Origin of the sequence: Vibrio sp. qd031 (genome assembly GCF_002100145.1) — a bacterium.
In the GTDB taxonomy this organism is placed as follows: Bacteria; Pseudomonadota; Gammaproteobacteria; order Enterobacterales; family Vibrionaceae; genus Vibrio.
In genome coordinates this window covers 169,403-182,832 of sequence record NZ_JXQD01000024.1, presented here as the reverse complement: position 1 = coordinate 182,832, position 13,430 = coordinate 169,403, and the positions used below count along the sequence as shown (strand labels likewise).

The following is a 13,430-nucleotide window of genomic DNA, read 5'->3' as shown; positions in this document are numbered from 1 at the left end:
CACAAAAAACAAGGGCAACATCGAAGATGTTGCCCTTTTTTAGTGGGTTAGGTGAAATTAGAGCTTAAATTGATGAACCAATGAGCTCTGTTCACCGGACAGTTCGCTCAACGCTTGGTTTACGTCGGCAATCTTGGCGATTGCTTGGTAGTTTTCGTCGGCGATGTGATTAATGTCTTCGAGGCTACGCGCAATTTCAGACGTGGTTTGTGATTGCTCACCCGCCGCTTGTGAAATGTAGGTACTCATCTGGCTGATTTCTAAAATCAAGGCCTGAATTTCTTCCATGGCGCTGTTGGCTTCCGACGCTTGACTGACGGATTGCTCCATATCGTTCATACAGCTCTTGATCACTTTACTGGCAGACTCCGAACTGGATTGAAGATTCGAAATCATGGTTTCAATTTCAGAGGTCGATTCTGTCGTGCGTTGTGCAAGAACGCGGACTTCATCTGCAACGACCGCAAACCCGCGACCTTGTTCACCAGCGCGCGCCGCCTCGATGGCTGCGTTAAGGGCGAGAAGGTTGGTTTGTTCGGCAATGTTACGAATAACGTCAAGAATAGAGCCGATTTCACTGCTCATGCGCTGCAGTTCGCCCACCGCTTCAACTGAGCTCACAAGGCGTGTCTCAAGCTGATTGATGGTAGTGATGTTTGAACTCATAACACGGCGGCCAGATTCAGACGCGGTTTCTACTTGATGCACTTTCTCTTGAGAACTCTGTGCACTCTGAGCCACTTCATTCACCGAGTGTTCCATTTCGGTCATAGCGGTTGCTACGCTTGCGGTTTGTTCGCGCTGTGTATTAAGCTTTTGCTGGGCATTGTGTGAGTTTGACTGGTTGCTTGAAGCCGACTCAGCAAGATTGTCTGATGCTCGGTTAAGTTGCTTCAAGATATTGTGCAAGTTGTCGGCTAGGTCATTAATGTGGCCACTCACACGACTAAACTCGTTGTTTTTGTTATCTTCAATACGACGAGTCATATCACCGGCAGTAAGTGATTCTAAGTTAGCGAGAATGCGTTTGAGCGGCTGGCGCACATCGTTGGCTAAGCGATAGCCAATGAAGCCTGCAAGTAATACCACAATACCACTCAAGCTAAGGGCTTGGATTATGCCTTTGTTATACACTTCGCCTGCGCCTTTGACCGAGCTTTCAAGTGCGTTGATTGCGGCAACGTTGAAGGTTTCTAGCTGCGCGACAATTTGGTCTGACTGAGCGGCAAGAATCGCAATGTTCTCATACAGTGTGTTTTGCGTTTCAAGAAAGTCTAAGTGGTAATCGAGCACGCCACCTTTTTTACCCACGTCCAAAGAAAACTGCTCTACCGTTTTATCGAACGCAGACCCTAGTGCAGGAAGTTGGTTGCGCAAACCCTGGTAAGCATAATTAAGGTGAGTGACGGCTTTTTTGTTTGCTGTCATGGCCGTTCTAACTAATTCTAAATTAGAGCTGGCTAGCGCATCAGAGGTGGTTACTTCGGCATCTTTTAATTTTGTGAAGTAGCTTTTGGCAATAACTTTCACTGAAATGCTGCTTGAGTCATCGACATAGTCTTTTAACCCTGAGTAAAGTGCCGATTGCATGCGTTGGAAGTCACGACTTCTTTTCTGTACTTCTTCTTCAAAGGAGAACATCGCTTCATAATTATTCATCGCTTCGTTGGCTTGTGCAAAGTAAGCTTGCTCACGTTCGTACAGCTCGGTAAATTGGTTTTTCAGCGATGGGTAAGATTGACTGAGCGCTTCTAGCTCCGCTAGCGTTTGCGCGTAGTTTTGTTGTTGCTGGCCAAATTGTTCGCGAATTGAGCCTAGACGCTCGGTGTCGCGAGTGGTGAGAAAGTCTTTAAACATCTTATCTGCACTTAATAGCGCGATACTGGTTTGATTAGATTTGGCCACAAGGGGCAATGATTCGTTAGACACATTCACAAACTCGTTGTGAATCGTGTTTATGCCATTTAGCATCATTGCGGTTAATACGACGAACATTAATACGATCACCGTAAAGCCAGTATACATTCGGCGAACTACCGAGCCTTTCATAGATTTCTCCCTGTGACTGTGCTTCAGTCTCACATGCTGTTTGGGCAGAGTGTACATTCTTTGCCTTGCGCGAACATTGACGAACCCCACATCTCATTCAATTAACAACATGCCATTCTATAATGCCGATATCACAACGTATTGTGATTTTTGACGCTATCGCACATACTGTTTTTCTAAAAGAATTAGAACATTGGAGTTCATCATGGCGGAAGAAACGATATTTAGTAAAATCATACGTAAAGAGATCCAAACCGATCTGCTTTATCAAGATGAATTAGTGACTGCCTTTCGTGATATTAACCCACGCGCGCCACAGCATATTCTGATTATACCAAACACGTTAATTCCTACCGTTAATGACGTAACGGCAGAAGATGAACAAGCCTTAGGTAGGATGTTCACAGTTGCGAGCAAGATCGCAAAACAAGAAGGAATTGACGAAGCCGGTTACCGCTTGATAATTAACTGTAATTCTCATGGTGGTCAAGAAATATACCATATCCACATGCACTTGTTAGGTGGCAAACCTTTAGGTCCGATGCTGGCAGTATAGTGTCTGTTGCCAACAATGAGAGAAGTATGAGTTGGAAGTGTAAAACGCTGCCCCGAAATTTAGGGATTGTTCTACTGACCACTGTTGTTGTGGGCTGCAGTTCGCTGAGCGTTAGCCGATTATTTAGCCACTACAGCGCAGGTAACGCGCCAGCGCGTGCAGCACTAGCGACGGGTGATTACAGCAGTGCACTGTCTATGACTGGGTTGGATGAACCGCTATTAAGTGAGCTCGAAAAAGGGCGTATTGAGCTTTTGTCACAGCAGACAGAGCAGAGCCAAGAGCAATTTGACTTGGCATACCGCTATATTACTGAGCTGGAAGAGCAGGCGGTAATTTCTATAAGTGGCAGTGCCACAAGTCTTGGTGCATTGGCGCTAAACGACAATATTACTGAATATTTGCCGCCGGATTACGAAATTGGCTACCTGCACCTCTATTCTGCGCTTAACTATGTGCAGAAGCAGGACTTAGAAGGCGCTCTCATTGAAATGAGACGAGCCAATCGTGTTCAGGAGCGAGCGCTGGCTAATCGCGAAGCCAGTTTAAAACGTGCAGAAGAAGAATTAAAACAGTCAGGGGTCGACCCAAATTTAGGCAGTGTAATGTCACGCTACCCTGACGCGGGAGACTCTCTAAAAGCAATTCAAAATAGTTATTTGTTCTATATTTCTGCGCTATTGTTTGAAGCCGATGGCGATATTAACGCTGCCTATATTGATATCAGTCGCGCGTTAGCCGTCAATGATGCAAACCCTGAAATTATTGGCGCGGCAATTCGAATAGGGGCCAAATTTGGCGCTAGAGACGAAGTAGACGCGTTACAACGTCAATATGGTGAGCGCTTGGCAAATCGCGCCGCTATTGACCGTTTGGTTTCGGACTCGCAACAAGGGCGAGTTATCGTTATCAATGAAGTCGGTGTGGTTCAGCCAATGAAAGAGTGGCGAATCACCATTCCAGTGTATGATAGTCGCAACAATACTGCTTTTTACAGCCTTGCATTGCCTTATTATGATCAAGGGACGGTGGTAAAAGGGTTGCCGATTGTTCTCGATGACACTGAATTGACAACAAATAATCTGACAGACGTTAATCTTATGGCGCGTCAGAGCTTAACCGAACAAATGCCGACTATTTTGGTACGCCAAACACTGCGCGCTATCACCAAAGATCGTATCCGTAAAGAGGCGACTAATGGGGATGACGTTGGTAATGCGTTATTTAATGTATTCAATACATTAACGGAACAACCCGATACACGCAGTTGGCAATCTTTGCCAGCCACTGTTCATTCAGCGACTGCTATGCTTACAGAAGGTGAGCATCAAGTGAAGGTTGGAGAGCAGACTCTTATGTTTAACGTTAGGGCGGGGCAGACCACACTGGTTTGGCTGTCACAGCAAGGCAACAATGCGTCGATGTGGTCGACTAATTTAGGAAGGTTATGATGCAGAAAAAAATGTGGTTAGGGGTGGTTGCGTCACTACTGCTGGTGGCATGTTCCAATAATTCAACAACCGCAGGGTTACGAATTGATGGTGAGTCACAAACGGTGATCTTCGGTGATAACGTAATGGGAAGCCGCTTAATCATCGATAATATTGCTACGCTCCCAATTGACGATCGCGTTCGAGGGATCGTTCAACTCAGCAGCGCGTATAAAGGGGACCAACATATTCAGTATCGCTTTTACTGGTATGATGACAATGGTTTGGAGGTCAACCCTAGACCGTCAGCGTGGAAGCAGACAGTGATCCGCGGCTTTGAGTCCAGAACCTTGTCGGAAGTCTCTGTGCACCCAAACGGGACTCAATTTAGAATACAAATACGTCCAGCGGACAATTAATAGTTAGGAAGAAGTTTATGAAAAAAAGTGCAATTGCATTACTTGGGTTAGCCGTTTTGCTTGGCGGTTGTTCAAATAAAGTTAGCTACGGCGATGCTCAAGAAGTCGAAACCACTACAGCTGATTTTGGCTCTACGGATCTTCAAACTATTGCTGGAGAAATGGTAGATAGCATGTTGGCTTCTGGTGCGGTGACTTACATTACCCGCGACCAGCGTCCCATCGTATTTGTTGAGCGCATTAAAAACAAAACCACAGAGCATATCGATACTGAGTCCATCACCGATTCCATCAGTACCAAAATGCTGAACTCAGGTAAATTCCGTTTTGTGGACATGGATCGCGTTGAGTCTGTACGTGAGCAGCTTGATTTCCAAAACAATGATGAATTGGTTGATCAAAGCAGCGCCATTCAATTCGGTAAGATGGTGGGTGCGCAATACATGCTGTATGGCAACCTTTCAAGCATTGTAAAAGAAGCGGGCCGTGATAAAGACGTGTATTACAAAATGACCATGCGTCTTATGGATCTAGAAACAGGCTTGATCGAATGGGCTGATGAAACCGAGATCCGTAAGCAGCGTTCGAAAAGCTTCTTGGGTCTTTAAGCGCTAAGTAGGGTTGGAGTGTCAGCATATGGATTTGACTATGGCACTCACGCTAACACCTGAGGACCTGCCTCAAGCGTTACAGCGTGGCTTAAAAGAGATTCAACCCATCTTGGGGGGATTGACCAATCGCAGTTGGAAGCTCGTTCGAGAGCAACAAGACTGCATTTGGCGTCCCCACTCCCCATTATTAGTCAATTTGGGGATCAGTCGGGCGCTAGAGCATCGAGTGCTGACTTTCCTTACACCTCACCGCTTCGCGCCCAACATCGTACACTACAGCTCTTCAGGCATTGCTAATCAATGGATTGAAGGACAGCCGCTGCTGGTGTCACCTTCTCACAGTCACATGGTCAAGGTGATGGCTCAATACCATAGATTACCATTGTGTGAAGACGAAGCGTTGCCGCACTTCAATTATCGCGACAAAATCCAAACCTATTGGCAAGCTTTATTGCCAGAAAACCGTTTTGATCAATTATCGCAGCTTTATCACCATGCACAAAGAGCTGACGATTCGTTATTTAACCAAGCTGCTCCTTGTTTACTTCATTGCGATCTTGGCTACTATAATTTGATTGATACTGGCGAACAGTTGGCCATTATTGATTGGGAATACGCCTGTATCGGCGATCCGTTGATTGATGTGGTGCTGACTTCCATGGCTTGTCGTTATCGGTTAGATACATTTGTAGAGACCTATTGCCGTGAAATGGGAGGGGATATTGACTCATGTTTAGTCAGAGCTTATGAAATTCGGTTCTACTTTGAGATAATGAGTGCGCTATGGTTTATGGTGTGTTACCAGTACAATAACGACCAAAGTTACTTAAACGAAGCCATGGAAATGGCGAGTGCATTGTGTAATTCGGATCACTGTTTTAGTTTGTAATGTAAAATTTCATTAAATGGACGCTTTAAAACCCCACACTACGTGGTAGATTTAAGCAATACGCACCCACAGAAAGGAAGCGGTAATGATCATTTATCTTCATGGTTTCGATTCAACCAGTCCAGGCAATCACGAAAAGGTTCTGCAATTGCAATTCATAGATGAAGACGTCCGCTTCATCAATTACAGCACCTTACACCCAAAACATGATATGGCTCATTTGCTTAAAGAAGTACACAAAGCCATAGAAGCGTCTGATGACCCACATCCTATTATTTGTGGTGTTGGCTTAGGAGGCTTTTGGTCAGAGCGTATCGGCTTTTTATGCGGTATTAAACAGGTGATTTTTAACCCTAATCTTCACCCGCAAGCCACTATGGTTGGCCGAATTGATCGCCCAGAAGAGTACGAAGATATTGCGACCAAATGCGTTGATCAATATCGAATCAAAAACAAGCAGCGCTGTTTAGTCATTTTGTCGACCAATGATGACATTGTCGATACTCGCAAAGTGGCTGACGAACTCGAAGACTATTACGACATTGTTTGGGACGACGAACAAGGTCATAAGTTCAAGAAAATTTCGCAGCATCTGCAACGTATGAAAGCGTTTAAAGAGCAGCAATAACCGTTTATTGTTGCTAAAAACATAGAGCCAGCCTAGTACATAGGCTGGTTTTTTTTTGCGTAAAAGGAATGCAATCCATGTAAGTATCGAGCCACGTTCTTGTGTTAGCGTAAACGGCGCAGAGAGAGAGTTAATATGTCCTATGTTGCACTTAAACAATTAGTAAATAATTATATGGGTAAAAAAATTATGGTTAATTGGTCTTACCAAGCTTGCTCTGCATCAATGAATAGCTATAATGACTTCAACAAAAATTGATTTTAATCAAAAATATTTTAGTTCCTACACATCTTCACTGACATAACGAATCCAAAAATGAGTGCAGTGCAGAGAATAAACGTGAAACAGTAAAACCAAAGGATTTTTGTTATCGGCTTCGCCGCTAGCACCAAGTTTGAGGTAGAACTAACTACCTCGTCAAAATTGTAATGTTTACGAAGGAGTGTTGTGATGACACGTATTGTTGTTGTAGGAGGAGGCGCTGGCGGACTTGAGCTGGCGACCAAGCTGGGGCGAAAACTGGGTCGCAAAGGTAAAGCGAAAGTGACGCTGGTTGACCGTAAGTCTTCCCATTTATGGAAACCATTATTGCACGAGGTCGCAACGGGTTCACTGGATGCGGGTGTTGACGCATTGAGCTATCGTGCACATGCTCGAAACCATGGGTTTGAATTTACACTCGGCAGTTTGCAAAACATCGATCGCGAGACCAAACAGATCACTCTTTCAGAAATGCACGATAAGCAAGGCGAGTTGATCATGCCAAGCCGAAGCATTGATTATGACATTCTAGTGTTGGCTATTGGGTCAACCTCGAACGACTTTAATACCCCAGGGGTTCGCGAGCATTGCATATTCCTAGATAGCCCAGAGCAGGCGCACCGTTTCCGCGAGGAAATGAACAATCAGTTCCTTAAGTTGCATGGCAATCAAGGCCAGGGCAGTGTGGATATCGCTATTGTGGGAGCAGGCGCTACCGGTGTAGAGCTGTCTGCCGAGCTTCATAATGCGGTTAAAGAACTTAGAAACTACGGCTTTAGCGATATTGATTCGTCTAAGCTGAATGTGAGCTTGGTTGAAGCCGGTGAGCGAATTCTACCTGCGTTACCTGCGCGAATTTCAGGCTCAGCGCATCAAGAACTCACCAAGCTTGGAGTAAAAGTGCGCACCGCGACTATGGTTACCCAAGCCGATTCTGAAGGTCTGGTTACTAAAGAAGGCGAGCGTATTCCTGCTCAAATTATGGTGTGGGCTGCGGGCATTAAAGCGCCAGACTTTATGAAAGAAATCGCTGGCCTTGAAAGCAATCGCATTAACCAATTGGTCGTTAAAGATACGTTGCAAACCACACGTGACGATACTATTTTTGTTATTGGTGATTTGGCGCAGTGCACGCAAGCAGATGGAAAGTTTGTTCCACCTAGAGCGCAAGCCGCGCATCAGATGTCCAGTCACGCATACAGTAATATAATGGCAATGCTTGGCAATAAGTCACTCAAAGCTTACGAATATAAAGACCACGGTTCTCTGGTTTCACTATCCCGCTTTTCGACCGTCGGTAGCCTTATGGGTAACTTAACCAAAGGATCGATGATGGTCGAAGGTCGTATTGCTCGCGTAGTGTACATCTCTCTTTATAGAATGCATCAAATGGCACTGCACGGGGTACTTAAGACGGGACTAATGATGTTAGTCGGACGTATTAACCGAGTATTACGTCCAAATTTGAAATTGCACTAATGGTTTTAACAGCTGGAGCTTGTTCCACTTGTGGTTTTGCAACCGCACAATAAAAAAGCGGCTAGGAGAGTATCCTAGCCGCTTTTGTTTTAAAGCTTGCGTTAACGCACAGTGCGTTGACCATTTCGTATGTTGCTAATTTGCTCGACGAACTTGAATGACAATACCCATCAGCGGGTGGTCAAGGTAGTGGATTTCGCCACTGCGCATTTTACGACGCTGTTCAAATCGATGGGCCTTTAGCACTTCGGTTGTGATCACTTCAGTGGTGACTCTCTCAAACCCACCGAATTGGGTGGTTTCATCTTCTTGGATGTCTAATACGCTGAGAGTTTGAGTCTCATTCACTTCAGCGGCTTCTGCCACGGTCTCTTCAGTAACCAGTGCCTGAGTTTCGTTAGGCTCAATGGCTTCAATTTCTACGTCTTGAATGGTAGGAATGTTTAAATCCAGTTGTGACTCGAGAAACAGGTAGTGGTTAATGTAGACCTTTAACTTACCGACCACTTCTTGCGCCGGCAAAGTACGCTCTGACTCACCTTTGAGATCTGCTTCATCATAATGTAAACCCTGCGGTGTGTACTGGCCTGAATAGTCTTTGCCTGCGGTGATCAAAAAGCTAGGTGCATTGGCTCTACTTAAGTCAGGTTGTTGCCAAGCTTCATGAAACAGCACGTCATATCCGGCGTGTTGATTAAGCTTGTCTTTGTACTCGGTAAGTTGGTACTCATCAATACCCAGCATTTTTACACCCTTGTCGCTGCGGTAGTTAGCATCGTCGAACGAGTGTGCGCCAGAAAAATTGATGTCGGTCAGTTCGTCGGGCCAAGCTTCACGCGCTGCGCTAGGCTCTACCGCGCGTTTGAAAATGAGCACTTCGACATCAAACAGTCGATCGGTTTGCGTTGCAGTTGCTGCCTGAGCAGCGCCGCTGACCATCATCAATAGGACAAGCAGTTTTTTCATTAATCTTCCACCTAAGGTATAGGCCACATATCGGTATGGCTCTTAGTCTAACAGCTATTTTCTATTTACGTAAGTTAAGCGACGGCTTAAGCAAACTTAGCAAGTAGCTGTTTCACGTGTGTAATACGTTGTTTTCTATCCGATAACTCTGCCATAAACTTAAGCTTCGTTGGTCCGCCCATTGCAAATTCTCCTGGGCTACTTTGGATCATTTTAACCAATCTCATTGGGTCTACAGTGGCTTGCGCAGAAAAGTCGATGTAACCCCCTTTTTCGTGAGCTTCCACTTTGTTGACATGCAGTTTGGCGGCAAGCAGTTTAAGCTCGCCCACTGAAATCAGGTTTTGCGCAGGCTCTGGTAATTGCCCAAAGCGGTCGATCAATTCGACCTTAAGCTCCATCAATTCATTGTCGGAATTAACGCTCGCAATCCGTTTGTATGTGGACAAACGAGTATTGATGTCTGGAATGTAGTCATCTGGCAACAGTGCTGGGAGGCGAAGCTCAACCTCTGTTTGCTCTCTAAGAAGATCGTCCAATGACGGTTCACGACCTTGTTTAAGCGCTTCAACCGCTTCCTCAAGCATGTCCATATATAACGTAAAGCCAACGGTTTGGATTTGACCACTCTGGTCATCGCCCAGTAGCTCACCCGCGCCACGAATTTCAAGGTCGTGAGTGGCCAATGTAAACCCTGCTCCTAAGTCTTCCAGTGACGCAATGGCATCTAAGCGTTTTGCCGCGTCTTTACTGAGCGCTTTAGGATGAGGTGTTAGCAAATAAGCGTAAGCCTGGTGGTGAGAGCGGCCCACACGGCCCCGTAATTGATGCAACTGCGCTAAACCTAGACGATCGGCTCGATCCATAATGATGGTATTGGCGGTAGGAACATCGATACCGGTCTCGATAATCGTTGTACACACCAGTAAATTGAATTTTTGGTGATAAAAGTCATTCATGATGCGCTCTAGCTCGCGCTCGCGCATTTGTCCATGAGCGGTAGTGATCCTCGCCTCTGGTAACAACTTGGTTAGATCTTCGGCAACGCGGTCTATGGTGTCGACATTGTTGTGTAAGAAATACACTTGACCACCACGCATAATTTCACGCAATACAGCCTCGCGGACGACACTGTCGTCGTGCTCCCTTACAAAGGTTTTAATGGCGAGTCGACGCGCAGGTGGCGTAGCAATAATCGACAGATCGCGCATGCCACTCATCGCCATATTTAATGTTCTTGGGATGGGTGTAGCTGTAAGCGTTAAAATGTCGACATCCGCACGCATCGCTTTCATTTTTTCTTTTTGTCGCACCCCAAACCGGTGCTCTTCATCGACAATCAACAGCCCTAAATCACTAAACTGAATATCGCTTTGCAGCAATTTGTGCGTACCAATCACGATGTCTACTTTGCCGTCGGCTAAGTCGGCAAGGACTTGCTTTTGCTCTTTTGCTGAGCGGAATCGGGAAAGTACTTCCACTCTTACCGCAGTATTTGCGAAGCGATCTCTGAAGTTTTCGAAGTGTTGTTGCGCCAATAATGTCGTGGGAACCAGTACGGCGACTTGCTTGGAATTATCGGTGGCTAAAAATGCCGCCCGCATAGCCACTTCGGTTTTACCAAAGCCAACGTCACCACAAACCAATCGATCCATCGCTTTTGCTTGGCACATATCCGACATGACGGCATTAATCGCCATGGCTTGGTCGTCGGTTTCTTCAAACGGAAACCCGGTCTTAAACGCCGCGTATTGTTCTCTATCAAGCACAAATTTATGGCCAGGCTTAAGCTCACGCTTGGCATAGACATCCAATAGCTCTGCCGCAACGTCACGCACTTTTTCTGCGGCTTTACGACGGGCTTTTGACCAGGAGTCGCTGCCCAATTTGTGCAGTGGTGCACCGTCTTCGGCGCCGCCCGAGTAGCGGCTGATTAGGTTAAGGCTGGCTACTGGCACATAAAGCTTAGCTTCGTTCAAGTACTCTAAGGTGACGTACTCTGTCGCAATGCCACCGGCTTCTAGTGTTTGCAGGCCAGTATAGCGACCAATGCCGTGGTCAAGGTGGACAACAGGCTGACCCGGTTTTAGCTCGGCGAGGTGTCTAATGACGGTGTCGCTGTTAATCGCACGTTTGTCTTTTTTGCGCCTCTGGATAACCCTGTCGCCGAGCAGGTCGCTTTCGCAAATGAGGGCAAAGTCAGGCTTAGAGTGTATGAATCCATGCTCGGTCGAGGTGATTAACAGTGGGAAACGTGCGTCACCTTCAATGGCTTGCGGGTAACGCTCTACCTGTGTAGGGCTGATTTTTAATGGTTTAAGCAGCTCGATCAAAGCTTCGCGGCGCCCTTCAGACTCTACCGAGAAGACGATTTTCCCTTTGTACTTCTCAACAAACTGACGCAGTCTAGCTAAGGGCTCTTTATTTTGATGCTGCGCAGTAAGCTCAGGCAGGCCCTCGAGTGCAACATTCTTATTGGCTGCACTGGCTGAAATCTTGTCGTTATGCAGCTGAACTTGTGGGTAAGGTTTTAGCCCCGCGTACACGTCTTCCTTTTTTAACCACAACTGATTGGGTTCTAGCAGTGGACGGAGTGGATCCACTTTACGTTGGTCAAAGCGATATTCGACATCGTGCCAAAACTTATCCATAGCACTATCAAGATCGCCCACTTTTAAGATAAGGCAGTGATCAGCAAAATAGTCGAACAAGGTTTCTGTTTGTTCAAAAAATAGCGGTTGCCAATACTCGATGCCAGCAGGCCAAGTGCCTTTTGACACCTGCATATAAATCGATTCTGGCTCGCGACGAGTATCGAATTGTTTGCGCCAACGGATCCTAAAATCTTCAATCGCTTCTTCTGTCGTTGGGAACTCGTGCGCAGGGAGTAAGCGAATTTCGTCGATGGCGTCTAACGAACGCTGATTTTCAGGATCAAAGGTTCGAATTGAGTCTATTTCGTCATCAAAAAAATCGATTCTAAAGGGCGCGTCGCTGCCGGTTGGAAAGAGGTCGATGATCGAACCGCGACTGGCATATTCGCCTGGGCCAAACACTTGGTCTACGTGTCTATATCCTGATTTTTCAAGTTGGATGCGCAGTTTTTCAAGCGAAAATAGATCACCAGATTTGATCATCAACGTGTGCTGCAATAAGTAGTCGCGTGGCGCTTGACGCTGCATCAATGTTGAAACCGGAACTATAGTAATGCCTTGAGTTTGCGTTGGCATCGCATACAGATGGGCTATGCGATCCGAGATGATTTCTTGGTGAGGCGAAAAGTTGTCATAGGGCAGTGTCTCCCAGTCGGGAAACAGCGACACGGTTTGTTCGGTTAAGGTATCGAGTTCTTGTTGCAAACGCAGCGCAGTTTGGGGATCGGACACCACCAAAATCACCGGTTTTTGGTGCAACTTAGCGTACTCAGATATTGCAATAGGGAGCGCCGCACCAACCAGTGAGCCAAGTTGTTTCTTGTCGCCTTGTGCCGACGAATACGGCAGTGAAAATAGTGTTGTTGCAGACATAGTGATTATTCAGCGTCTCTATTTAGTGAACGTTGTCTTAGTAATTTTTGCTGTTGATTTAGCGCCGCTTTGATCAGCAGATCGCGATCATCTTCTCGAATACGTTGGTATTCTAGCTTGGCTTCTTGGCCGTGTTCTGTGCTAGCGACTTCGACGCATTTTGCGTAACAATATACTGCTGCAGAAGGCTGCTCTAGAAATAGCGTCACCCGAGCCAATGCACCTATCTCAACCTGCTTATTGATAGCCACACTGAGTTCACCCGCGCCAAACTGGGTAGTCACAAGGTTGTGCGCGTTTTGGCGATATTGCGCCAAAAAGAACCCGAGCAGAATATTGATCTTCTTGTTTTGGTTTTGAAAAAGCTCGTTGACGGCTTGCAAGTCATGCTTAGCAAGTTCTGCGGCAGCTTGTTCATTGCGGTTGTCTAAGTGACTAAACTCACAGGCAATTTTAAATTCTGCTGGGATCTCTGCTTCAAAGTCGACCATGGATGGAAGAACTTGGTCCGCCTCAAGCCAATCTATTTGGATACTGAGACCGTGCTGTACGGTAAAAAATTGTGGTTGACTCATAGAGGCCTAGGTCCTTGCAACGGTCTATTTAGTCTGTCGA

At 46.1% G+C, this 13,430-nt stretch carries 11 protein-coding genes; 7 read left to right on the top strand and 4 right to left on the bottom strand.

The annotated features are described in order from the left end of the window. Nucleotides 1-57: 57 nt before the first annotated feature. Complete coding sequence (locus ST37_RS09515; RefSeq protein ID WP_084885748.1) at nt 58-2,049, bottom strand: methyl-accepting chemotaxis protein; 1,992 nt, start codon at nt 2,047-2,049, stop codon at nt 58-60. Between the two features lie 205 nt (nt 2,050-2,254). On the opposite strand from ST37_RS09515, the gene hinT reads away from it, so the two are divergent. From hinT to ST37_RS09480, 7 genes are all read left to right on the top strand, one after another. Next, nucleotides 2,255-2,605 (top strand): purine nucleoside phosphoramidase, encoded by a 351-nt coding sequence (hinT, locus tag ST37_RS09510; RefSeq protein WP_084885747.1) that lies wholly within the window; start codon nt 2,255-2,257, stop codon nt 2,603-2,605. Between the two features lie 26 nt (nt 2,606-2,631). Beyond that, nucleotides 2,632-4,056: a hypothetical protein gene (locus ST37_RS09505; protein WP_084885745.1), complete on the top strand. Its 1,425-nt coding sequence runs from the start codon at nt 2,632-2,634 to the stop codon at nt 4,054-4,056. Then, a complete protein-coding gene (locus ST37_RS09500; RefSeq protein WP_242426274.1) occupies nt 4,053-4,454 on the top strand; it encodes a YcfL family protein in 402 nt (133 codons plus the stop codon). The genes ST37_RS09505 and ST37_RS09500 overlap by 4 nt, the downstream gene beginning before the upstream one ends. 17 nt (nt 4,455-4,471) lie before the next feature. Continuing rightward, nucleotides 4,472-5,062 carry a penicillin-binding protein activator LpoB gene (gene lpoB / locus ST37_RS09495; RefSeq protein WP_084885742.1) on the top strand — a complete coding sequence of 197 codons (591 nt, stop codon included), beginning with the start codon at nt 4,472-4,474 and terminating at the stop codon, nt 5,060-5,062. A 40-nt stretch (nt 5,063-5,102) separates the two neighbouring features. Continuing rightward, nucleotides 5,103-5,954 carry a phosphotransferase gene (locus ST37_RS09490; protein ID WP_172400967.1) on the top strand — a complete coding sequence of 284 codons (852 nt, stop codon included), beginning with the start codon at nt 5,103-5,105 and terminating at the stop codon, nt 5,952-5,954. Nucleotides 5,955-6,039: 85 nt separating this feature from the next. Next, nucleotides 6,040-6,582 carry an alpha/beta hydrolase YcfP gene (ycfP, locus tag ST37_RS09485; protein ID WP_084885739.1) on the top strand — a complete coding sequence of 181 codons (543 nt, stop codon included), beginning with the start codon at nt 6,040-6,042 and terminating at the stop codon, nt 6,580-6,582. 450 nt (nt 6,583-7,032) lie between these two features. Next, nucleotides 7,033-8,322 (top strand): NAD(P)/FAD-dependent oxidoreductase, encoded by a 1,290-nt coding sequence (locus tag ST37_RS09480; protein ID WP_084885737.1) that lies wholly within the window; start codon nt 7,033-7,035, stop codon nt 8,320-8,322. Between the two features lie 135 nt (nt 8,323-8,457). Here the strand turns inward: ST37_RS09480 and ST37_RS09475 are convergent, their stop codons facing one another. The 3 genes from ST37_RS09475 to ST37_RS09465 all read right to left on the bottom strand — a co-directional run bounded on the left by ST37_RS09475 (nt 8,458) and on the right by ST37_RS09465 (nt 13,390). Further along, on the bottom strand, nt 8,458-9,288 hold the full coding sequence (locus ST37_RS09475) for a peptidoglycan binding protein CsiV (RefSeq protein ID WP_084885736.1): 831 nt from the start codon (nt 9,286-9,288) through the stop codon (nt 8,458-8,460). An 86-nt stretch (nt 9,289-9,374) separates the two neighbouring features. Beyond that, on the bottom strand, nt 9,375-12,815 hold the full coding sequence (mfd, locus tag ST37_RS09470) for a transcription-repair coupling factor (RefSeq protein WP_084885734.1): 3,441 nt from the start codon (nt 12,813-12,815) through the stop codon (nt 9,375-9,377). A gap of 5 nt (nt 12,816-12,820) precedes the next feature. Then, nucleotides 12,821-13,390: a hypothetical protein gene (locus tag ST37_RS09465; RefSeq protein WP_084885733.1), complete on the bottom strand. Its 570-nt coding sequence runs from the start codon at nt 13,388-13,390 to the stop codon at nt 12,821-12,823. Between the last annotated feature and the right edge of the window lie 40 nt (nt 13,391-13,430).